The following is a 21,064-nucleotide window of genomic DNA, read 5'->3' as shown; positions in this document are numbered from 1 at the left end:
TTACATTGCCTTTGAAAAAATGAAAGTCGACAATCAAATATCAATTACCATGAAGAAATTTTTACTAACGATTAGCTTTTTAATCGTATCAGGCTTCTTAGGTTTTGCCCAACAAAAGCCACTTTCTCAACTTACTGTTGAAGAGTTAATGCAAGAGCCCGACCAGTTTGTGGGTATTTTACCCTCAAGACCTCAATGGTCGAAAGACAGCAAAACCCTCTTTTTTATGTGGAACCCTAGCGGAGAGGGCTTCCCTAGTTATCATAAAGTAGGCTTAGACGGCAACAACCCACAAGAAGCGGAAGATATCAGCGAAGGATTTCCTTCAAACTACCGGTACAATAAAGACCGTTCTAAAATAGTTTTTGAGCGCTCTGGCGACATCTACACAATGGATGTAAAAACCATGACTGAAACGAAGATCATCTCTACAGTAGCCAGAGAATCAAACCCTTCTTTCCATAGTGATGAATCTGTAATCACCTTTATCTCAGATAATAATTTATTTTCGATTGACGCCAAAACAGGCTTAATCAAACAATTAACAAATATTAAAATAGCAGAAGATGATGAAGATAGACCTAACCGTCCTTCTACCACTAGAGATGGAAATAGAGACCAAGACAAATGGATTTCTGATGACCAACAAACTACTTCTGAAATTTTAAGAGAGCAAAGAAATAGACCAAGACGTTTTTCCGCTGCGGGGCAAAGGTTCTTCCAACAAAGCCAAGGCGAAGGAAGAATGTCACAAATTGAGCTAGACAATGTAAGTGGATTACAACTTTCTCCTGATGGAAAATATGTAAGTTTCAGTGTATGGGTTGCAGCTGAAAACCCTGCAAAAAACACAATTGTACCTAACTATGTAACTAGCAGCGGATACACTACTGATATTAATGCAAGACCTAAAGTTGGCGGAGACCAATCTTACAGAGAAATTGGTATTTACAATATCGAGGCTGACAGTTTTTACATTTTAGATACTAAGCAATTACCAGGTATTTCAGATCTGCCAGATTATGTAAAAGACTACCCCGACAAAAGTTTTTCTAAAGAACCTAGAAAAGTATCGGCTAGCAATATTGTATGGTCAAATGACGGTAAATATACTGTTGTACAATTCTCATCATTAGACAATAAAGACCTTTGGATCATGAGATTGCTTCCGTCTTCAGGTGATTTAATTCCTGTAGACCGTCAACGCGATGAAGCTTGGATTGCAGGCCCTGGAATTGGAAGAGGAATGAACTTCTTGCCGGATAACAAAACCATTTATTATCAATCAGAGAAATCAGGTTATTCTCATCTCTATACACACGATCTGTCGACTGGTGTAGTAAAACAACTTACTTCCGGCAACTACGAAGTGTATGATCCTCAGCTTTCTAATGATGGAAAAACTTGGTATTTCACTGCAAACATGAAGCATCCAGGTATTCGCCATTTCTATTCAATGCCACTTAAAGGCGGAAAGCCAACTCAGATCACTTCGGAAGACGGACATAATGATGTAACGCTTTCTCCTGATGAGAAATATCTGGCCATTCTTTACTCTTATACTAACCGCCCTACCGAATTATTTATTCAACCTAACAAGCCAGGCGCAGCTAAAAAGAAAGTAACAGAGAGTTTGCAAGCGGGTTTCAAACAATACACCTGGTATCAACCAGAAGTAATCACCTTCAAAGCCCAAGATGGCGAAATGGTACACGCGAGAGTTTACAAGCCTGAAAATCCAAATGGAGCGGGTGTGATTTTCGTTCATGGAGCTGGTTATTTACAAAATGCACATTACGGATGGAGTAGCTATTTAAGAGAGTACATGTTCAACAACATGCTAATGGCAAAAGGTTATACTGTATTAGATATTGATTATCGCGGTAGTGCTGGTTACGGAAGAGATTGGAGAACTGGAATTTACCGACATATGGGCGGAAAAGACCTTTCAGACAATATTGATGGAGCCAAGCTATTGGTGAGTGAATATGGTGTTGATCCAGGTAAAATAGGAATGTATGGTGGCTCTTACGGTGGTTTCATTACGTTGTTTGCTATGTTCAATCACCCCGATGTTATTACCTCAGGCGCTGCACTAAGATCAGTTACCGACTGGGCTCATTATAACCACGGATATACGTCTAACATTTTGAATACTCCTATTGAAGACCCAATTGCCTACAAAAGAAGTTCACCTATATACTTTGCCGAAGGTTTACAAGGCAACTTGTTGATTGCTCATGGTATGGTAGATACCAATGTTCATTTCCAAGATGTAGTGAGACTGGCTCAAAGACTTATTGAATTAGGTAAAGACAACTGGGAAATGGCACTTTATCCTGTTGAAAATCACGGTTTCACTACCCCTAGTAGCTGGACAGACGAATACAAAAGGATTTTCAAGTTGTTTGAAACAACCATAGGCAAGAAATAACCTCAAATGAAAAAACTTATAACAGCGATTTTGGCACTGGCCCTTGTGGCCTGCCAAAATCAAGAACCAGTTGATGATCCAAACATAGCCAGAGGCCTTATTGCCACTAAAGCTATGGTAGTTTCTGCACATCCAATTGCTTCAAATGTTGGGAAGGAAATAATGCAAAAAGGCGGAAACGCAGTAGATGCAGCAGTAGCCGTTCAATTTGCTTTAGCCGTTGTATATCCTGGCGCTGGAAATATTGGAGGCGGTGGCTTTATGGTCACTCGTATGGCCGATGGTACAGCCAACACACTCGATTTTCGTGAAAAAGCACCAAATGCAGGCGGACGTGACATGTACCTTGACGACAACGGAGATGTTATTTCTAGTTTAAGTACACGCGGACATTTGGCCGCAGGCGTTCCCGGTTCTGTAGCTGGAATGGTGGAAGCCCATAAAAAATATGGAAAATTAGATTGGGCCGAACTGGTTCAACCTGCCATCGATATTGCCTCTAAAGGATGGGTACTTACCGCTAGGGAAGCTTCTGGCCTGAACAGCAACCGTAAGTCTTTTATGGAGTTCAATACGGTTATGCCTGATTTCTTTTTGGCTGAAGAAGGCAAAGAATGGAAAGAAGGCGACTTAGTGAGAATTCCAGAACTGGCAAAAACGCTAGAAAGAATTCGCGACAACGGTCGTGACGGGTTCTATAAAGGCGAAACAGCTGATTTAATTGTTGCCGAAATGAAAAGAGGCAACGGTATTATTTCACATGAAGATTTGGAACAATACCAAGCCGTTTGGCGCACTCCTATTCAAGGTATTTATGGTGAATACGAATTTATTTCAATGCCACCTCCCTCAAGTGGAGGAATTGCATTAGCCCAACTTTTCGGAACCATGGAAAACTATAAACTCAGTGATATGGATTTCCATAGCACCGAAGCGGTTCACTTGATCGTTGAAGCCGAAAGAAGGGTCTATGCCGATCGTGCCGCACATTTGGGTGATCCTGACTTCTATGATGTACCCTTAAAAGGTCTTCAAGACCAAAATTATATTAAGGACAGAATGAAGAGTTTTGACCCTAACAAAGCAACACCAAGTAGCGAAGTGAGTGCAGGTCAGCCTGCTCCTAATGAGAGTATGGAAACCACTCATTTTTCAATTGTAGATCCGCAAGGCAATGCTGTATCGATCACTACCACACTCAATGGTGGTATGGGCTCTAAAGTATTTGTGGGTGGCGCAGGCTTTCTGTTAAACAATGAAATGGATGATTTTAGTGTAAAACCAGGTGTTCCCAACATGTATGGTTTAGTAGGTGGCGAAGCAAATGCTATTGCTCCTGGTAAAAGAATGTTGAGTTCGATGACACCCACCATCGTTTCTAAAGACGGAAAACTCTTTATGGTGGTAGGAACACCAGGTGGGTCAACCATTATCACTTCAGTTTTTCAAACCATTATCAACGTAACTGATTTTGGAATGGGAATGCAAGAAGCGGTAACCGCACCTCGTTTTCACCACCAATGGTTACCAGACGAAATTAGGTATGAACGGGATGGTTTGAGTGCAGAAGTAATTCAAGCCTTAGAAACCAAAGGACATAAATTCAGAACTACGGGAGGAATTGGTCGTGTAGACGCTATTTTGGTAATGCCAAACGGTAAACTAGAAGCCGGAGCAGACCCACGTGGTGACGATGCCGCTTCGGGTTTTTAAGAGTAAAAAGAAAAGCAACAAGGATTTAACCTTTCTTAAATCCATTTAGCCTGTAATTGACTCCATTTATCAATCGATAATTTTTGGAGACCAATTACAGGCTATTTTTATTTTATAACTTTAAAATAAAAGCCATGAAGAAGCTGCTTTTCATCTCCCTCCTATTCAGTAGTATTATTCTTTCTGCCCAAGAATTTGACAAACAAAAGTTAGATACTTACATCAATTCACTTCAAGCAAACAACAAAGCAAGCTTGGCCGTTGCCATCTCCAAATCCAATAAACCCGTTTACGAAAATTATGCTGGATTTCTTTCAGATAAGAACCAACGAAAAATTGATTCCAACACAAAATTCAGGATTGGTTCTATTACTAAAACCTTTACCGCAGTAATTATTTTCCAACTGATTGAGGAAGGTAAAACTACGTTAGACACAAAAGTGAGTCAGTTTTTTCCAGAGATAAAAAACGCTGATAAAATCACCATAGCACACCTTTTAAGTCACCAAAGTGGTATTTTCAATTTTACTAATGCGCCCTCATTCAAGAGCATAATGACTCAAGAAAAATCTAAGGAAGAACTATTAGAAATCATTAAAAGTCAACCTTCTGATTTTGAACCGGGCACTCAAACTTCCTACTCCAATAGCGGCTATGTACTCTTAGGTTTAATCATAGAAAAACTCACAGGCGAAAGCTATGAAAGCCATTTAAACACAAGAATCATTGATAAATTAGGTTTAAAAACCACGGCCTATGGCCATAAAATTGAACTAGAGAAAAACGAAGCCAATTCAATGAATTTCCAAAACGGGAAATGGACTAACTTTCCATTAGAATCGAATATGAGCGTTCCATTTTCGGCAGGAGCAATCGTTTCTACCCCCAATGACTTGAATGAGTTTACCTATGCCCTATTCAACAATAAGCTTGTTTCAGCTAAATCATTAGCCAAAATGAAAGAGATCAAAAATGGTTTAGGTCATGGTTTATTCTCAGTTCCGTTTTACGAAAAAAGTGCTTTCGGCCACAACGGAAGAATAGACAATTTTGAGGCTAGCGCTTATCATTTTGAAGTGGACGATTTGAGCATTTCGGTTTTAACGAATGGACTTACGATCACCTTCAATGATATTCTTGTTGGAGTATTGAGCATTTATTACAACAAGGATTTTACCCTACCTAATTTTGATCAAAACCCCATCGAACTAAGTACAGAAAATCTGAAAAAATACTCAGGTCTGTTTTCATCCGAAGCCCTACCTATTCAAATCGTAATCAATGCCGAAGGTGGAAAAATAACCGCACAGGCCACAGGACAAGCTGCCTTTCCACTTACACCTTTTAGTCATAGAGAATTCGGGTATAAACAGGCAGCAATAGTAATTGTATTTGGAGGAACAGAAAATGAGGTGAATTACTCCACTTTCACACTCAAGCAAGGCGGTCAGCAATTTGTTTTCAAGAAACAGTAGGTAAAAGAAAACACTCAGACGAAATCATTATTCGTAGAATTTACCTAAAGCCTACTATATTAGTGGTTGGTTGTTAATAATGGTATTTCAGCTCCTATGCTGTCAATCAATGTTTTATACGCAATGATTTCTCTGTCAAGAATTCGATTTTGTATTGCTTCATTACTGTTCCTATGTGTTTTCTGCTATGCTAAGGCACAAGAGCAAAACATTGACTTTTTTCCGTCAGAATTATCTAAAACATTAATTACTCAGCCTACTGAAGGTAACCCTCGCTCGTACACTATTCAAACTCAGGAATATGCAGATAAGGCAACACATATCTCCTTATCAGAAATAATTCAAGAGTACCTGCTAGAGAACAACCGCATTTATCAGGTGAATCTGAATGCCAGAAAAACAACTTTGGCCAGCTATACCTTCGATTCACTATTTAGAATCAAAGCGATCAGATACTTTACAGACGATGCCCCAACACCTTGGATTTTCTACCAATACAACGACATTGAAAATACAAAAACAGAGCTACGATTAAGACGAGACTCAACTGTGTACACTAAAACCGTTCTAACCTTTAACGAAAACGATTTACTCATTTCTAGAAAGGAATTTTTTGGTGAATCTGATCTAAAAAGTGAACAAAGGTTTGTTTACAATGACTATGGAGATGTTGAAACTGAAGTTTCTTTGGGTAATCAGAATCAAAGCACTTATGTATATGAATACCAGTATAGTAGCGAGGGCAACAAATTAATGCGTAAGAAATTCAATAATGAAAAGCTTGAAAGTAGAGTTGAATATCAATACTTCCCTGATTCGTCCGTTCAAATTTCTACCGAATATGGCTTTAATAAAAGGCCGAAATCTCAAAACCTGACTGTTCTACAAGATTCATTAAGGGTGGAAATTACAGGCTATTTTTCTAGCATCGATACCACTGAATACCGGTCTAGCTTTAAAGAATTATATGTGGGTGAAGATTTGCTAGAATATGAGAGTAGAACCATCAATGGCGTTTTTGTAAACCGATTTAAGACTTTCTATGAATACGATTCGCATGGCAATTGGATCAAACGAATGACATACGAAAACAACAAATTGATCAAGGTGGAAAATCGTTTGTTTAGGTATTAATCATATTAACAGAGCGAGAACTTAAACTTGACTCGTCCTGAAAAAAGTCTACAGGTTTAACATTTAGTACTGTAATAGATTTACAGTTGTTTGATTGTCCTGATCTAGGTTTACAATATCAGGTTTTTTCTCGTAATAGTTCTTCCATACTTTCTTAGGTTTTAGGCTTTCTGCATGTACCAGTTCTGGAGTTAACATGCCTAAAATCATGTGCGGCCTTTCTTTATTGTATAGTTTCACTATTTCTTTGAGCAAAGCTCTGGCTTCTGTGAGGTTATCTACCTCATAGTCATTCATGTATTCATTTTTTATAATGCCATTGACTCTCTCTGTTATTGCATTTTCGGGCGGGTCTCCTATGCTCTGTCATGCTTATGTTGATCTGGTTGTCCTGTAATAGCTTTACACAAATAATTGCATGAATGAATAAAATAATAGGTATGAGACACTCATCATTTCTCAAACATCAATATAAATAATTAATTAAATTCAATAACAATTAAATTAAAAAAGCTATTAATCCTAATAATTTAAATAAATCATATTTTTTATTTAAATTACATATCATCAACAAAATTATTAATTATGAAAACCTTTATTTTAATAACTCTATTAGGACTAGGGATCATTCCCCTATCAGCTCCAAATTTACCCATTATTGATGAGTCTTACTCATGCTTGGGGTCAACTGACGATTATACTTTGTCTCTTTATAGAGGCGGAGTTCAGTACAATGTATTTAGCGCACCTTATGGACAAGAGTATGACATTGTTGTTGATATGTCATCTTCTGCAGGTTGTGGTAATAACACAGCATACCGAATTGTAGGGTCTTATAATGTGAGCTTTTCCACTAGCGAAGTTTCGTCTACATCATGTGGAGATGCTGTTTTTGAAGATATTCTGATTCTAGGCACAAACTGGTATGTCGATATTGCACCACTGCCGTTAGGAATTGGAGATATGTCTTATGCCTGTTTGGATGATCTTCAACATATTGGCACCATATTCTAAATTTTAAATATTTAATAAGGCAACATCTTATTAATATGTTGCCTTATTCTAATATAAAACAAAGAACATTACTTGATTACGAAAGCATAAACAAACAAAACAGTTCTAATTCAGAAGTAAACACCTATACATCATAAACCATTATTACAAAAAGCTGACTCACTCTTCAGTATAGCTGAAAAATTATCACCTGACTATAGTTATGGGCATTACCAAAGATCACTGGTAAAGTTTCAGCTTGGCGAATACATAAAAGCTTGGGAGGCTCTTGATAAAGCAAGAAGTTTGGGAGAAACTAATATTGAAGCTTATGTTCTAGAACGTTTTGAAGCTAAGCTCCCATACGCTGAGTATTTGAAGGGCAAATAATAAGGCTAACATTAACTATATGCATGTCGCTCAGTGCAATTTTTCATAGCAAAATCATTACTCAAGTGGCAAAACAGAGAAAAAGTATCCCTCAGTTAATCAAGAAAAGATCAATCCTTCAAAAGGAGATTGAATCTAGATGTCCAATTTGCAACTCCGATGATCCTGAGCATTTTCAAATTCATCACATTGATGAAGACCCATCTCACAATGCTATTGGTAACCTTATTTTGGTTTGCCCAACATGTCATTCTAAAATCACAAAAGGAGATTTGGAGCGATCGTATATAGAATTACTCAAGTCTCAATCATCGTGTCATAGGATGAAATTCGTTTCAGTTAATTTATCCAAAGTATGCTCTTGGAAAAAAGACTCCAGCCTTGACTCATCCTTTTGGTTTGATGGTATTGATGCAGAGAAAACGTTCAATCCTGTACTAATATTTACAATAAAGAATAACAGCAACTATTCAGAATTATTCGAAGGGCTAAATCTAAAGGTAGATCATCTTCCAAGTGGACTTTCTGGTATTCCTAGAACTTATGAACTAAAATCAATTGGCAAATACACTATCGAAATCCCAAGAGAAGGAGACATCACTTCATTGCTCTTTGAAAATCAAATTGTAATTCCAGCAAATGACTATTGTAAGGTTGAAGTAGAGATTATAGATAAATTTCAAGGTTATGTAAGCCCAATTAAAACAAGGAAAGTTTTACGACTTGTTTTTAGGTTCGCTGATTTCGAATTCCATATTCCAGTGATTTACTTAAACTGCAACTCAGAAAATACAGCTTACAAAATAGTCTTCTTAAGTTAAATCGTATTAAGTCTCCATCAAGGAGAATATATCCAATTCAGAGTATCATTGTTCCTTCGATGAACCCTTTGCCAGAAGCTACAGTCATCAGTGAAAGCTTCAGCGCAAGCAATGCAAGAAAACAAGTGATATTCAAGCATAAGCTTATGATGAAGAAATCTCTCTCAACTAAAACTCCTATTCCTACCTTAAAGTAATTCTTACTATTTTTAGCTTTAACCCAAAGCATTAATGACCAAAACACCATTCGAAAGAGGCCGGATTATCAGTTTTATAGACGCAGTATTTTCTATCGCCATGACCTTGTTGGTTTTAGAAGTCGCCATCCCCACTTATGAAGCCGTAGCCGAAAAAGGCACCTGGGGCATTTTGGCTGGTCTAATTCCAAACTTTATTGGTCTTTTGGTGAGCTTCTTAGTAACTGCGGTGTATTGGATTGCCCACTTGCGCATTATGAGTTATGTGGTGGATTTTGATAAAAAGCTCTTATGGCTCAATATTTTTCTACTGCTTTTTGTGGTACTTATGCCCTTCTCTACTTCATTTTACGTGAATGGATTTGATCTTCTAGGGCCATTTATTTTTTACAGCTTCAACCTAGCGGCAATTGGTCTCTTTAATTACCTAATTGTGCGTTACGTGGTGAAAAAAGAAATAACCACACAAGGCATGAACCCAATTACCGGACAATGGGAAAGTTGGCGTGCCTTCAACTCCTTTGGGGTATGGGCAGTTGCAGCCATTCTTGGTTTCTTCTTTCCTTGGATAGCTAGGTTCTTTTTTATCGCTATTTTTATCTTTCAAGCCTTTATTAATGCTCACTTTAAAAAGAAGATAAATAAAACTGTTTCGACATGAATAAGCAGAAGAACCGCAGGTTGGCGGCCATAATGTTTACCGACATAGTGGGTTATACTGCCCTCATGCAGAAGGATGAAAAATCAGCTGCTACAGTAAGGGCACGTCACCGCGAGGTTTTTCAAAATAAACATCAAGAACATCATGGCGAAATCATCCAATACTTTGGGGATGGAACCTTAAGTGCTTTTCAAAGCGGTGTAGAAGCCGTTGAGTGCGCCATTGCCATACAACTAATGTTAGGAACAGAAGATGGTATTCCCCTTCGGATTGGGCTCCATATTGGCGACATTGTTTTTGATGGTATCGAAATATATGGTGATGGGGTAAATTTTGCTTCCAGAATAGAAAGTATGGGTATTGCTGGAGCTATTCTGATTTCAGAACAACTCAACGAAGAGCTTAAGAATCACCTCCATATTTCAACCGTTTCGTTAGGCCGTTTCGAACTTAAAAACATCACAGAACCCGTTGAGGTGTTTGCAGTAAACAATGACGGTATTAAAACACCCTCTCCTTCTGAACTTAAAGGAAAACAGAAGAAGCATTTGAAAACGATTGCTGTTTTGCCCTTTGCCAACTTCAGTAGCGACCCAGAAAATGAATATTTTACCGATGGAATGACCGAGGAGATTATCAACGCCTTAGCGAAGGTCAAAGCCCTAAAAGTCACTTCCAGAACTTCCTCTTTCTATTTCAAAAACAAGAACATCCCCATTTCACAAATTGGGAAAGAGCTGAATGTAGGTATTATTCTAGAAGGCAGTATTCGTCTATCGGGCAAGGCCATTCGAATTACCGCGCAGCTTATTGATGTAGCTGAAGACTATCACTTTTGGTCGGAAACCTGGGATCGCCAGCTCGAAAACGTATTCGAAATTCAGGACGAAATAAGTCTTTTGATTGCAGATAAATTAAGAGAACAATTTGGTCATTTCGAGATTCAAGAACACTTGGTGACCAAGCAAACCGAGAGTCTTGATGCTTACGAATACTCCCTCAAAGCCCGATTCCATTTCAATAAATGGAACCCAGAGGACATGCATACGGCCATTTCCCTTTATGATAAGGCCCTTGAATTGGACGACAAGCATGTTGAATCTTATTTAGGCCTGGCCGACTGCTACGGCTTTTTGGCCACCACAAGTTTTATGGATCATGCCGAAGCATGGCAAAAGGCCGCTCAGCTTACCCATAAAGCGCATCAGCTCAACGATCGACATGCGGGGGTGTATTATCAATTGGCCAATCTCGCCTTTTTCACTGCAGTAAATTATAAAGAGGCGTTGAGGCTAACCATCAAAGCTTTAGAAATTCAACCCAATTATGTGGAAGCGCAGCAATTCATGTCTTTTCTATATTTAATTGCTGGCAAGAGAGATCGTGGATTTCTTCACCTAAATAAAGCGCTTGAAATAGACCCACTTTCACAGGAGACACTCTTTTACAAGGCTTATTATAATTATAAGACCGAGAATTATGAGCAGGCCATTGAGTTTCTAGATCGATGCCTTGAGCATAATCCAAAAAACATACCTGCAAACACGGTCAAAAGCTATTGCCTGATCAAACAAAACCGACTAGACGAGGCTATCAATTATTTCGACACCGTTCCATCGGACATTGTAATTGAAGCCGATAAAATTGGCGTACAAGCCATCGCATACGCGCTTAAAAATGATGCTGTTAATAGCGAAAAACTAAGAAACCGTTTATTGGAATTTGCGCAGAACATTGAGAATTACCATGCGCAATCCTATCTCTTTATGCTCTATGCCGCCACTGGCGAAAATGACAAAGCCTTTGAATGGATTAAAGAAGCGATGGAAAACAACTCACCATTACTTCATCTTCATTTTGTAGACCCTTTGGTGAACTCAATCAAGACGGACCCTCGATACCTAGAGTTTCAGAAAGTGATTTTTCAGGAAGTACCCGAAATTAAAAAAGTAAAAAAGAAGAAGGCACTTCTCGATAAAGAGACGGCTCTTAATTATACAAATCGACTACTGAAATACATTGAAGAAGAGAAGCCATTTCTGGATCCAAATCTAAGTTTAAGAACTCTGGCAGAGCAAATAAAGATCAACCCTAACCAGCTTTCTTGGCTGCTTAACGAAAGCTTGAATAAGAATTTCAGCGAATTCATCAATGGCTATCGGGTGCAACACTTCAAAGAAAAAGTAGCCGATACAAGTCAGCGGTACCTCACCCTCTTGGCCTTGGCTTACGATAGCGGTTTCAATTCCAAAACGGTTTTCAACACCTTTTTTAAGAAAGTAACCGGGCAGACTCCAAAGGAATATTGGAAGGAAGCAACCATGAAATAAGTTCTGATTTAAAAACCCGAACGATCAGGCTTTAAATTAGACCCAACTTTGATTCATGAAAACGATTGAATATCACAGTTACGGATCACCAGAAGTTCTACAAATCGTAGAAAGAGAAATACCTACACCAAAAGACAATGAGATTTTAGTAAAGGTTTTTGCCACTACGGTTACGGCCACTGAAACCACTTTTCGTCAAGGAAAACCCTATTTCTCAAGGCTTTTTACGGGTTTAACAAAACCGAAAATCAAAACCTTGGGCGAAGAACTCGCGGGAGAAATAGTGGAAACAGGAAAAGCAGTAACCCTTTTTAAAAAAGGTGATCGAATTTTCGGAACTGCTGGCCCTACTTTCGGAGCCAATGCCGAATACATCACCCTTCCAGAAGATGCGGTAATTGTGCCCTTGCCTTCTAATTTGAATTATGAAGAGTCAGCCTCGACATGCGATGGTTTTTTAACCGCCCTACCCTTTCTGCGTGATACAGGAAAAATTAAACAAGGCCAGAAAGTTCTGATTTATGGCGCTTCAGGCAGTGTGGGAAGTTCTGCAATTCAAGTAGCCAAATATTATGGTGCAGAAGTAACAGGGGTTTGCAGTACCACCAACCTTGAGCTAGTAAATTCATTGGGTGCCGACCATGTGATTGATTACAAAAACGAGGATTTCACGAAAAATGGTCAACAATATGACATCATCTTTGATGCCGTTGGTAAAATCAAATACTCAAAGGTTAAGAATTCCCTCACAAAAGAAGGACGATTTTTGGAAGCAGGTATTGGCCTCAATGTTCTTGGTCACGTACTCATTACTGCGCTATTTCGTAAAAAGAAAGCCTTGATTGCAACCACAGGTTTACGTCCGCCAGCAGAAAGAACCAAAGACCTACATCTCCTCAAATCTCTTTTAGAAGAGGGCCGCATCAAACCAGTGATCGATAAGACCTATACTTTTAGCAACATAGCCGAGGCACATCGTTATGTAGACCAAGGACATAAAAAAGGAAATGTGGTGATCAGAATGGTTTAATGAATACCCGAAACTCAGCAAATAGGCTTAATTGGGTTTCCGAAAACATCAGTTGCAGAACTAGAGTTGAGATAGAAATTGCAGTCTAGCATTCGCTCTTTTAAAATGATGGCCATGTCAAGAATACTTTCTTCATCGTGTTCTGAGTCCAAAAACACTTCTTTGAGGCTTTGATTGTTTAAATTCTCACATAAATCGGATAAAGTGATTTCTGTTTTTGTGATGTTTAGGCTTTGTAAAGAAACCATTTCATTGAAAAACGGAATACTTGCTTTGGTGATTTTACTATGGCTCCTTAAGTATAGGGTTTCCAAATCCTTAAGCTTAGCAATGTGCTTGACACCTTCATCCGTAACCAATGTGTCTTTCAAATAAATCTCCGATATGGATGAAACTCGTAAAGTGAAAAAATAGAAAAAGTCATCATCGTTTTCTGAATCTATCGACTTATAGCCGCTCCAAACTGGAGGAATAGCATCTAGCTTTTCGATTCGAAAATGGCGTTTCCAGAATTTCTTTTCTTCTTTTAAGAGATTCATATTAAATCATTTACAACCTTCAAGCACCTTAATGTTTTTCTCTTAATGACTAAACAGCCACCTCTACCTTGGCATATTTGTTTCGATACTCAATTGGTGTTAGCCCCGTGATTTTCTTAAACACATTGCGAAAAGCTTTGGTATCGGTATAGCCCACATCAAACATCACTTCATTGATGTTTTTTCGGCTGGATTCAAAACTGCGTTTAGCCGCTTCAATCTTGATCCGTTGAAGGTATTCCAATACCGTATTCCCAGTGGACTGTTTAAACCTACGCTCAAAACTTCTTCGGCTTACCGCTACATGATTGGCCACTTCATCTACCGATATTCTCTCTTGAAAATGCGCTTCTAAATATTGTTGCGCTAGCTTCACCGCTTCATCATTATGATCTTTCTGTCCATTGAAAATAGCAAAGGAAGATTGACTGCTTCTATCGATGTCTATCGCAAAATATTTGGAGGCTAGAATAGCAGTATCGCGGTCGGTGTACTTTTCCAGAATATAAAGCAGCAAATTCCAATAGGAATTGGCACCACCGCTAGAATAGATTCCTTTCTCTTCAGTAATAATGCTTCCGTCCATGATTTCCACATCGGGGAAAGTCTCACGAAACTCATTATAATAAGCCCAATGTGTAGAGCATTTTTTATCTTTTAGTAAACCTGTGGAAGCCAATAAAAATGCGCCAACACAAAGAGAAGCCACCTCTGCCCCTTTATTATGTTGTTCAATAATCCATGGAATTGCCTCTTGATTTACCTCCACGGCAGTTTTCATATCACCAAAAAGCGCAGGAATAATGATTAAATCCGTTTGCTTCACCTCACTGATTAGTTTATCGGCATGAACGGAAAAAACGCCTCCATGAAGCCTCACTTCTTTAGTTAATGCCACCAACTGCACATTGAAAAGGGGTGTTTTTCCTGCCGCTTGCAAAAACTGGTTGGCTGCAGTGAACATATAGCGAGGGTCGGCCACAGCCTCCATTACAGACGACTCCGGAACAAATATGGAAACGGTTTTCATACCTAAATGTAAATCAAAAGTTTGGCGGAATCAACCCCATAAAGTGTCGGTATCTCCCCGCTTGTATGTAAGAGCAAATTCAGACATTTGTAGAGTAACCTGTTGAAAACCTTAACATAAAAACATGGAGAAGATCACAATTAAAGCAACCGTAAATGCGCCTATTGCCAAAGTTTGGAATTTCTGGGGAGCACCAGAACACATTACGCAATGGTGCCAAGCATCTGACGATTGGCATGCACCTAGCGCTGAAAACGACCTAAGAACAGGAGGTAAATTCACCACCAGAATGGAAGCCAAAGACGGTAGTTTCGGTTTCGATTTTGGCGGAATTTATGGTGAAGTAATCGAGCATCAATTGATTGCTTATACCATGGAAGATGGCAGAACCGTGAAAATCACTTTCGAGGAAAAAGAAGGCGTTACTGAAATCATAGAAACCTTCGATCCGGAAAGCGAGAACCCAGTTGAGATGCAGCGCGATGGATGGCAGGCCATCTTAGATAACTTTAAGGCTTACACGGAGACAAATTGAAATTCTATTAATGACTATGCAGAATCAAATTTATCCATGCCTTTGGTTTGATGGACAAGCCAAGGAAGCAGCAGATTTTTACTGCACGATTTTCAAAGATTCAAAAATAACAACTGACACCCCTATGGTGGTAAACTTTGAAATCAACGGGAAAAAGTTCATGGGTTTAAATGGCGGGCCCAAATATAAATTTTCACCAGCAACATCATTTGTGATAGAATGCGAAACTCAAGAGGAAATTGATTTCTATTGGGAGAAGTTAGGAGAAGGTGGCACATACAATCAATGCGGGTGGCTTGATGATCAATTTGGAGTGTCTTGGCAAATTGTTCCTGTTATCCTTAACAAACTTATGAGCGATCCTGAAAAATCAGAAAGAGTTGTCCAAGCATTTTTAAAAATGTCAAAATTCGAAATACAAAAACTAATTGATGCCTAACCCTATAAAATGACTAGGATTAGCCCCTTTTTAACCTTCAATGGCAATTGTCGCAAGGCCATGACTTTTTATCATAATTGTTTTGGTGGCGAAATTCAATTCCAAACCATTGGCGACTCTCCACTGGGCAAGAAATTGAGTTTAAAAATGCAGGAATACATTCTACATGCTTCCATTTCAACAAAGTATTTCACGCTGATGGGAACAGACATGGTTGAAGAACAAGGTTTAGTGCAAAGTAATGCGGTTTCTATTTGGATAGAATGCATGAGCAAAAATGAGCTGTATACTTACTTTCATAAACTTGTTGAAAAAGGTGAAGCTCGTCAGCCCATTGAACAAACCTATTCGGGTGCATTATTAGGAGGGCTTACCGACCAATTCGGAAATCATTGGCTATTTCATTGGAGATCATAAACGCTAAAACATTATACATCTCTGTCGCAATCAGCCCTTTACAATGACGGATACACACCACCTTAAACTCATTTTATGTGAGCAAATTTGTAATAAATCAACAAAAACTAACCTCAATCAACCATATCATGAAAAGGAGCAAAATCATTTTCTGGAGCACCACCATTCTTATTTTTCTATTTGAAGGTGTAATGCCCGCCCTTACTTCGCAAACCGAACTGGCCGTAGAAGGAATTCGCCATTTGGGCTACCCCGATTATTTTGGCGTAATGCTTACCGTGTTTAAAGTACTGGGCTCATTGGCATTGATTATTCCAGCCATACCAAAGCGTGTAAAAGAATGGGCTTATGCAGGTTTTGCTATTGATTTTATTTCAGCATTTGTCAGCCTTGCTGTAGTGGATGGATTCGGTTTGGCCTTACTTTTACCTTTAATATTTATGGTTGTGTTAGTGCTTTCTTATATTCATTATCATAAATTGAATCCAGAAATAAAAAGTTAAAGCATTAACAGCAAACTGTTTATGATCGAAGTTTTCGCTACAAATATCACCAGTGCGGGAAAAGCAAAAAGGATTTTAACTCAAATTGAAGAAGCCTTTCCAGACTATATAGCCAACTTCGATTTAGAAGATTGTGATAAAATCCTTCGTATCGAAACCCATAAAACCATCATCGATACAAAATCTATTATTCGTCTTGTAAAAGAAATGAATGGTCAAGCTTCACTTTTATAAAAAACAGAATACATACCATGCGTAAACTAAATTCATATACATTTTTATCGCTTAATGGTTATTACAAAGACCTAAACGAAGACACCAGTTGGCATCAACATGGCGAGGAAGAAGCCAAGTTTTTGAAGCATCGCTTGAGGCAGAAAACACCCTTTTGTTTGGTAGAACCACCTATGAAATGATGAATAGTTTTTGGCCTAGCCCAATGGCAGCCGAAATGTTTCCTAAGGTAGCGCAAGGAATGAATAAGGCTCAAAAAATAGTATTCTCAAACACTTTAAAAGAAGCAGAATGGGAAAACACTTCTATAATCAGTGGAAATATTATTGAACGAATTACAAAGCTAAAACAAACGCAAGGAAGCGATATGACCATTCTTGGCAGCGGAAGTATTGTGGCTCAATTTTCCGATGCAGGTTTAATCGATACTTATCAAATCATGATCGACCCTGTTGCTTTACCCAGTGGGCACTCATTGTTTAATGGTATAAAAGCAACTTTAAACCTTAAGCTTATTGATTCAAAAGTATTCAATAGTGGCGTAGTTCTACTCACTTATGAAAAACAATAAAGCATTTGAATGTGACTACAGAAAAGAAAAAACAGTTAAGAACGTGCCTCAAAGGACATCAATACTACAAAAGCAGCGATTGCCCTACCTGCCCTATTTGTGAAGCAGACAGAAAACCAACAACTGGATTTCTATCACTAATTAGCGCTCCTGCAAGAAGGGCTTTAGAGAGAAAGGAAATTTCGAGTTTAAAACAACTTTCTGAATACACCGAAATAGAAATATCATCGCTTCACGGTATTGGCCCAAAGGTTATATCTATCTTAAAAGAAGCATTAATAGAAAATAACTTACATTTTAAAACAAATTGAAACCAACAACAAAACTTAAAATTATGGCATCAGTAAGCACTTATCTTAATTTTTCTCGCAATACCGAAGAAGCATTCAATTTTTACAAATCCGTTTTTGGCGGAGAGTTTTTCGGAGAAGGTATTATGCGTTTTGGCGACATTCCAGCCCAAGAAGGAATGCCTCCAATGGCCGAAGAAGACAAAAACCTAGTAATGCATGTGGAATTACGAATTTTAGATTGTCACACCTTAATGGGCACAGACGCACCTGAAAGCATGGGTTTCAATGTGAATTTTGGAAACAATAGCTACATTAACCTTCAGCCCGACACCAGAAAGGAAACCAAAAAGCTCTTCGATGCGCTTTCAATTGGCGGCAAAGTAACGCAAGAGCTAGAAGAGATGTTTTGGGGCGACTATTACGGAAGCTGTACCGACAAGTTTGGAGTGCAATGGATGTTCAATTGTGGTGAAAAAGCGTAAGTCAAATTTTCCATCATGACTGATCACAACAAAGAGATTGCAATAGCCTTTTCCAAAGGTAAATTCAGCTCGGTATATGATAAACTGGCCAATAATATTGAATGGAATATTGTGGGTGAAAGGTTATTAAAAGGAAAAGAAGAGGTGATTGCCTATTGCAAGAAAACAGCTCAGTATTTTTCGGAAGTCAGTACCGACTTCCGATTAAAAAGCATCGTTGCAGAAGGCAATCATGTAATGATTAACGGAACAGCCGAATTCATTAGTAAATCAAACAAATCCACTTATATTTCTTCATGCGATGTGTATTCCTTTGAAGAGAATAAACTTCGAGAAATAACTTCTTACTGTATAAGGACGAACAAACCCGAGATACCATGAAAATACCTCAAGGACACCAATCTGTAATGCCTTACCTCATTTTACCAGAGGCAGAGAGTTTTAGCGAATTCGCAAAGCAGGTTTTTGATGCGAAAGTAAGCTTAACTAGGCTGCGGGAAGATGAAAAAACGATTATGCATTCTGAATTAATAATCGGCAACAGTACAATCATGTTTGCTGGGGCTACGGAGCAATTTTCTCCCCAAACCGCAAACCTTTTTGTTTATGTAGATAACGCAGACGAAACCTATAAAAAAGCATTAGACAATGGTGCTTCTTCTGTGATGGGCTTATCCAATCAAGATTACGGAAGAACCTGTGGGGTTTTAGATCCCTTTGGCAATACTTGGTGGATTACATCGGTGAAGTAAGGGGTATTGAGGAGTGAGTATTGAGAAAATATCCTCTGTTCCGTCATTGCAAACACTTACGTCTTAGCTTTCACCGCTGGCCGTAGCCTATGGCGAAGGACTCAGCCTTGGCGTAGGAAACTTTCTTGCGATAGCAAAGAAAGGTGACGAAGCAATCCGTCTGTTCTTGACCTCGGAAGTGCATAACGGACGGATTCTTTCATTTTACCCCTCGTTCCCTCGGGTTAAAATTTCAGAATGACGGTACCGAGGCGAGACGCACTTTCTTCCGACTTCGGTCTTCTCACTTCCTTCTTCCTTATTCCCCTTCCAACTTCAGTCTTCCAACTCCCCTCTTCCAACAACCTTAAAATTTGTTTACCTTCGAAAATATTCAAGAGTGAAGGCTTAAAAAGGGGATTTGCCACGCCATGTTAAGAACTGTAAATGTAACCCGATACATCCAACCCTTACGCGAGGGCGGCTCATTACCCGCTTTGGCCGAAGCGGACGATGACTTCAAATACGTATTAAAATTTAGGGGCAACGGCCATGGCCCCAAAGTGCTGATTGCCGAATTGATTGGTGGAGAAATTGCCCGTGAATTGGGCTTAAGAGTTCCAGAATTGGTCTTCGCACATTTAGATGAAGCCTTTGGACGTACCGAAGGTGATGAAGAAGTACAAGACTTATTGAAAGGAAGCCAAGGCCTAAATATTGCACTGCACTTTCTTTCGGGCGCAATTACCTTCGATCCAGTGGTCACGCAAATTGATGCAGAAACCGCTTCCAAAGTGGTGTGGCTCGATTCCTTCATTTCTAACATCGACCGCACGGTGAAGAACACCAATATGCTGATGTTCAATAAAGAATTGTGGCTGATCGATCATGGCTCTTCTTTGTCTTTTCACCATGCATGGATGCACCTTGAGGAGCGTGCCAAATCACCTTTTCCTTTTGTGAAAAAGCACGTACTGCTAGCACAAGCCTCTTTGCTAAAAGAAACCAACGAAACCTTCAAAAAGCTGTTGACGCCTGAGAAATTACAGGCCATTGTAGCCTTAATTCCCGATTCGTGGCTCGAATGGCCCGATACCGATGAAAGCCCTGAAGCGTTAAGAGAGGCATACTCCCAGTTTCTGATTACGCGTATAAATCATTCCGATATTTTCACCAACCAAGCCCAAGATGCAAGAGAAGCACTTATATGAATATGCGATGATTCGGGTGGTTCCCGTTTTAGAACGTGAAGAGTTTCTGAATGTGGGGGTGGCTGTATTTAGCAAAAGAGCAAAATTCATTAAAGTGCTTTGGACGATTAATGAATCAAAAATTGCTTTGCTTTCAGACGAGCTGGACATTGATCAGATCCGATTGAATTTGCAGAGTTTCGAAAAAGTAGCTTTGGGTGATAAAGAGTGTGGCCCTATAGCAAAATTAGACATTACCGAGCGTTTCCGTTGGTTAACCTCCACCCGAAGTTCGGCCCTTCAGGTGTCTAAAACCCATGCAGGTTTGTCAGACGATTTAGAGAAAACTGCCCAGCGCTTATTTGAGAATCTAGTATTATAAAAGCCCACCATGCTCGCTATTTATGAATCCACATTTGAAGTAACCGCTGCCGACTTGGACGATATGCAACACGTGAATAACGTGCGTTATTTACAGTGGGTACAAGATGTTTCTGAAGCTGCTTGGACACAAACCGCGAAACCAAAATGGCTGGAACAATACAAATGGGTGGCTATTAATCATTTTATAGAATACAAAAAGCCCGCATTTCTGGGTGATAAAATCCTGGTTAAAACTCATGTACAAGAACACACCGGAGTAAAAAGCAACCGACTTGTCCGTATGTTCAATGCCACCACAGGCGACCTACTCATGCAGTCCAGTTCATGGTGGTGTATGATTGACGCCAACAGCCTAAAACCCACCCGAATCCCCAAAGAAGTTACAGAGGCTTTTGTGTGATTGGTTACTTTGAATCTCCATTCCGAGGGTCATCGCCAGAAACAAACCATGCGATAGCACTGGGTTGTGACGAATCAATCTCTAGCTTTGCTGCTCATCATTGAGATTGCTTCACACATGTAGCACTACTCCGAAGAA

General features: G+C 39.2%; 25 protein-coding genes. 22 read left to right on the top strand and 3 right to left on the bottom strand.

Annotated features, from left to right (window positions below):
• Positions 1–49: 49 nt before the first annotated feature.
• The 4 genes from MB14_RS15570 to MB14_RS15555 all read left to right on the top strand — a co-directional run bounded on the left by MB14_RS15570 (position 50) and on the right by MB14_RS15555 (position 6,756).
• Complete coding sequence (locus MB14_RS15570; protein WP_062593453.1) at positions 50–2,434, top strand: S9 family peptidase; 2,385 nt, start codon at positions 50–52, stop codon at positions 2,432–2,434.
• Positions 2,435–2,440: 6 nt separating this feature from the next.
• Entirely contained in the window at positions 2,441–4,147 is a 1,707-nt protein-coding gene (gene ggt / locus MB14_RS15565; protein WP_062593201.1) for a gamma-glutamyltransferase, read from the top strand.
• Positions 4,148–4,281: 134 nt separating this feature from the next.
• Positions 4,282–5,622 (top strand): serine hydrolase domain-containing protein, encoded by a 1,341-nt coding sequence (locus tag MB14_RS15560; protein WP_062593199.1) that lies wholly within the window; start codon positions 4,282–4,284, stop codon positions 5,620–5,622.
• Positions 5,623–5,745: 123 nt separating this feature from the next.
• Positions 5,746–6,756 (top strand): hypothetical protein, encoded by a 1,011-nt coding sequence (locus MB14_RS15555; protein WP_062593197.1) that lies wholly within the window; start codon positions 5,746–5,748, stop codon positions 6,754–6,756.
• A gap of 63 nt (positions 6,757–6,819) precedes the next feature.
• Here the strand turns inward: MB14_RS15555 and MB14_RS15550 are convergent, their stop codons facing one another.
• The gene (locus tag MB14_RS15550) at positions 6,820–7,116 is read right to left on the bottom strand and encodes an integrase core domain-containing protein (protein ID WP_084376105.1); all 297 of its coding nucleotides are present in this window, start codon (positions 7,114–7,116) and stop codon (positions 6,820–6,822) included.
• Positions 7,117–7,341: 225 nt separating this feature from the next.
• Between MB14_RS15550 and MB14_RS15545 the strand changes: the two genes are divergently transcribed.
• The 5 genes from MB14_RS15545 (at position 7,342) to MB14_RS15520 (ending at position 13,178) form a co-directional block, all read left to right on the top strand.
• On the top strand, positions 7,342–7,770 hold the full coding sequence (locus MB14_RS15545) for a hypothetical protein (protein ID WP_062593193.1): 429 nt from the start codon (positions 7,342–7,344) through the stop codon (positions 7,768–7,770).
• A 392-nt stretch (positions 7,771–8,162) separates the two neighbouring features.
• Complete coding sequence (locus MB14_RS15540; protein ID WP_062593191.1) at positions 8,163–8,960, top strand: HNH endonuclease signature motif containing protein; 798 nt, start codon at positions 8,163–8,165, stop codon at positions 8,958–8,960.
• Positions 8,961–9,191: 231 nt separating this feature from the next.
• Positions 9,192–9,818, top strand: coding sequence for a TMEM175 family protein (locus MB14_RS15530; protein WP_062593188.1), 627 nt, complete (start codon positions 9,192–9,194; stop codon positions 9,816–9,818).
• On the top strand, positions 9,815–12,148 hold the full coding sequence (locus MB14_RS15525) for a tetratricopeptide repeat protein (RefSeq protein WP_062593186.1): 2,334 nt from the start codon (positions 9,815–9,817) through the stop codon (positions 12,146–12,148). Before MB14_RS15530 ends, MB14_RS15525 begins: the two co-directional genes overlap by 4 nt.
• Before the next feature lie 55 nt (positions 12,149–12,203).
• The gene (locus tag MB14_RS15520) at positions 12,204–13,178 is read left to right on the top strand and encodes an NAD(P)-dependent alcohol dehydrogenase (protein WP_062593184.1); all 975 of its coding nucleotides are present in this window, start codon (positions 12,204–12,206) and stop codon (positions 13,176–13,178) included.
• Between the two features lie 14 nt (positions 13,179–13,192).
• Here the strand turns inward: MB14_RS15520 and MB14_RS15515 are convergent, their stop codons facing one another.
• Complete coding sequence (locus MB14_RS15515; protein WP_062593183.1) at positions 13,193–13,717, bottom strand: hypothetical protein; 525 nt, start codon at positions 13,715–13,717, stop codon at positions 13,193–13,195.
• A 49-nt stretch (positions 13,718–13,766) separates the two neighbouring features.
• Complete coding sequence (locus MB14_RS15510; protein ID WP_062593181.1) at positions 13,767–14,747, bottom strand: GlxA family transcriptional regulator; 981 nt, start codon at positions 14,745–14,747, stop codon at positions 13,767–13,769.
• A gap of 124 nt (positions 14,748–14,871) precedes the next feature.
• On the opposite strand from MB14_RS15510, the gene MB14_RS15505 reads away from it, so the two are divergent.
• The 13 genes from MB14_RS15505 to MB14_RS15440 all read left to right on the top strand — a co-directional run bounded on the left by MB14_RS15505 (position 14,872) and on the right by MB14_RS15440 (position 20,926).
• A complete protein-coding gene (locus tag MB14_RS15505; protein ID WP_062593179.1) occupies positions 14,872–15,282 on the top strand; it encodes an SRPBCC family protein in 411 nt (136 codons plus the stop codon).
• A 16-nt stretch (positions 15,283–15,298) separates the two neighbouring features.
• Positions 15,299–15,721 carry a VOC family protein gene (locus MB14_RS15500; protein WP_062593451.1) on the top strand — a complete coding sequence of 141 codons (423 nt, stop codon included), beginning with the start codon at positions 15,299–15,301 and terminating at the stop codon, positions 15,719–15,721.
• A 9-nt stretch (positions 15,722–15,730) separates the two neighbouring features.
• Entirely contained in the window at positions 15,731–16,138 is a 408-nt protein-coding gene (locus MB14_RS15495) for a VOC family protein (RefSeq protein ID WP_062593178.1), read from the top strand.
• Between the two features lie 128 nt (positions 16,139–16,266).
• A complete protein-coding gene (locus MB14_RS15490) occupies positions 16,267–16,641 on the top strand; it encodes a DoxX family protein (RefSeq protein WP_062593449.1) in 375 nt (124 codons plus the stop codon).
• A gap of 21 nt (positions 16,642–16,662) precedes the next feature.
• Positions 16,663–16,875, top strand: a complete 213-nt coding sequence (locus tag MB14_RS15485; protein WP_062593176.1) for a hypothetical protein — start codon at positions 16,663–16,665, stop codon at positions 16,873–16,875.
• Between the two features lie 88 nt (positions 16,876–16,963).
• Positions 16,964–17,446 (top strand): dihydrofolate reductase family protein, encoded by a 483-nt coding sequence (locus MB14_RS15480; RefSeq protein ID WP_246032561.1) that lies wholly within the window; start codon positions 16,964–16,966, stop codon positions 17,444–17,446.
• A gap of 11 nt (positions 17,447–17,457) precedes the next feature.
• Positions 17,458–17,757, top strand: coding sequence for a helix-hairpin-helix domain-containing protein (locus MB14_RS15475; RefSeq protein ID WP_062593174.1), 300 nt, complete (start codon positions 17,458–17,460; stop codon positions 17,755–17,757).
• A 23-nt stretch (positions 17,758–17,780) separates the two neighbouring features.
• Entirely contained in the window at positions 17,781–18,221 is a 441-nt protein-coding gene (locus tag MB14_RS15470) for a VOC family protein (protein ID WP_062593172.1), read from the top strand.
• 15 nt (positions 18,222–18,236) lie between these two features.
• A complete protein-coding gene (locus tag MB14_RS15465) occupies positions 18,237–18,602 on the top strand; it encodes a nuclear transport factor 2 family protein (RefSeq protein WP_062593169.1) in 366 nt (121 codons plus the stop codon).
• Positions 18,599–18,973 (top strand): VOC family protein, encoded by a 375-nt coding sequence (locus tag MB14_RS15460; RefSeq protein ID WP_062593167.1) that lies wholly within the window; start codon positions 18,599–18,601, stop codon positions 18,971–18,973. Before MB14_RS15465 ends, MB14_RS15460 begins: the two co-directional genes overlap by 4 nt.
• Positions 18,974–19,383: 410 nt before the next feature.
• Positions 19,384–20,163, top strand: a complete 780-nt coding sequence (locus tag MB14_RS15450) for a HipA family kinase (protein WP_062593163.1) — start codon at positions 19,384–19,386, stop codon at positions 20,161–20,163.
• Entirely contained in the window at positions 20,141–20,524 is a 384-nt protein-coding gene (locus MB14_RS15445; RefSeq protein WP_062593160.1) for a DUF3037 domain-containing protein, read from the top strand. Before MB14_RS15450 ends, MB14_RS15445 begins: the two co-directional genes overlap by 23 nt.
• Before the next feature lie 9 nt (positions 20,525–20,533).
• Positions 20,534–20,926 carry an acyl-CoA thioesterase gene (locus MB14_RS15440; RefSeq protein ID WP_062593158.1) on the top strand — a complete coding sequence of 131 codons (393 nt, stop codon included), beginning with the start codon at positions 20,534–20,536 and terminating at the stop codon, positions 20,924–20,926.
• Positions 20,927–21,064 lie beyond the last annotated feature (138 nt).

Source organism: Roseivirga ehrenbergii (assembly GCF_001593005.1).
Classification (GTDB): Bacteria; Bacteroidota; Bacteroidia; order Cytophagales; family Cyclobacteriaceae; genus Roseivirga; species Roseivirga ehrenbergii.
This window is presented reverse-complemented; position numbering and strand designations above follow the sequence as displayed.

Coding starts and splice junctions, on each gene's coding strand:
- MB14_RS15440 (WP_062593158.1), top strand. CDS start 20,534: ATGCTCGCTATTTATGAATCCACATTTGAAGTAACCGCTGCCGACTTG.
- MB14_RS15510 (WP_062593181.1), bottom strand. CDS start 14,747: ATGAAAACCGTTTCCATATTTGTTCCGGAGTCGTCTGTAATGGAGGCT.
- MB14_RS15520 (WP_062593184.1), top strand. CDS start 12,204: ATGAAAACGATTGAATATCACAGTTACGGATCACCAGAAGTTCTACAA.
- MB14_RS15490 (WP_062593449.1), top strand. CDS start 16,267: ATGAAAAGGAGCAAAATCATTTTCTGGAGCACCACCATTCTTATTTTT.
- MB14_RS15450 (WP_062593163.1), top strand. CDS start 19,384: ATGTTAAGAACTGTAAATGTAACCCGATACATCCAACCCTTACGCGAG.
- MB14_RS15485 (WP_062593176.1), top strand. CDS start 16,663: ATGATCGAAGTTTTCGCTACAAATATCACCAGTGCGGGAAAAGCAAAA.
- MB14_RS15505 (WP_062593179.1), top strand. CDS start 14,872: ATGGAGAAGATCACAATTAAAGCAACCGTAAATGCGCCTATTGCCAAA.
- MB14_RS15525 (WP_062593186.1), top strand. CDS start 9,815: ATGAATAAGCAGAAGAACCGCAGGTTGGCGGCCATAATGTTTACCGAC.
- MB14_RS15515 (WP_062593183.1), bottom strand. CDS start 13,717: ATGAATCTCTTAAAAGAAGAAAAGAAATTCTGGAAACGCCATTTTCGA.
- ggt (WP_062593201.1), top strand. CDS start 2,441: ATGAAAAAACTTATAACAGCGATTTTGGCACTGGCCCTTGTGGCCTGC.
- MB14_RS15500 (WP_062593451.1), top strand. CDS start 15,299: ATGCAGAATCAAATTTATCCATGCCTTTGGTTTGATGGACAAGCCAAG.
- MB14_RS15460 (WP_062593167.1), top strand. CDS start 18,599: ATGAAAATACCTCAAGGACACCAATCTGTAATGCCTTACCTCATTTTA.
- MB14_RS15495 (WP_062593178.1), top strand. CDS start 15,731: ATGACTAGGATTAGCCCCTTTTTAACCTTCAATGGCAATTGTCGCAAG.
- MB14_RS15560 (WP_062593199.1), top strand. CDS start 4,282: ATGAAGAAGCTGCTTTTCATCTCCCTCCTATTCAGTAGTATTATTCTT.
- MB14_RS15470 (WP_062593172.1), top strand. CDS start 17,781: ATGGCATCAGTAAGCACTTATCTTAATTTTTCTCGCAATACCGAAGAA.
- MB14_RS15570 (WP_062593453.1), top strand. CDS start 50: ATGAAGAAATTTTTACTAACGATTAGCTTTTTAATCGTATCAGGCTTC.
- MB14_RS15465 (WP_062593169.1), top strand. CDS start 18,237: ATGACTGATCACAACAAAGAGATTGCAATAGCCTTTTCCAAAGGTAAA.
- MB14_RS15545 (WP_062593193.1), top strand. CDS start 7,342: ATGAAAACCTTTATTTTAATAACTCTATTAGGACTAGGGATCATTCCC.
- MB14_RS15555 (WP_062593197.1), top strand. CDS start 5,746: ATGATTTCTCTGTCAAGAATTCGATTTTGTATTGCTTCATTACTGTTC.
- MB14_RS15530 (WP_062593188.1), top strand. CDS start 9,192: ATGACCAAAACACCATTCGAAAGAGGCCGGATTATCAGTTTTATAGAC.
- MB14_RS15540 (WP_062593191.1), top strand. CDS start 8,163: ATGTCGCTCAGTGCAATTTTTCATAGCAAAATCATTACTCAAGTGGCA.
- MB14_RS15445 (WP_062593160.1), top strand. CDS start 20,141: ATGCAAGAGAAGCACTTATATGAATATGCGATGATTCGGGTGGTTCCC.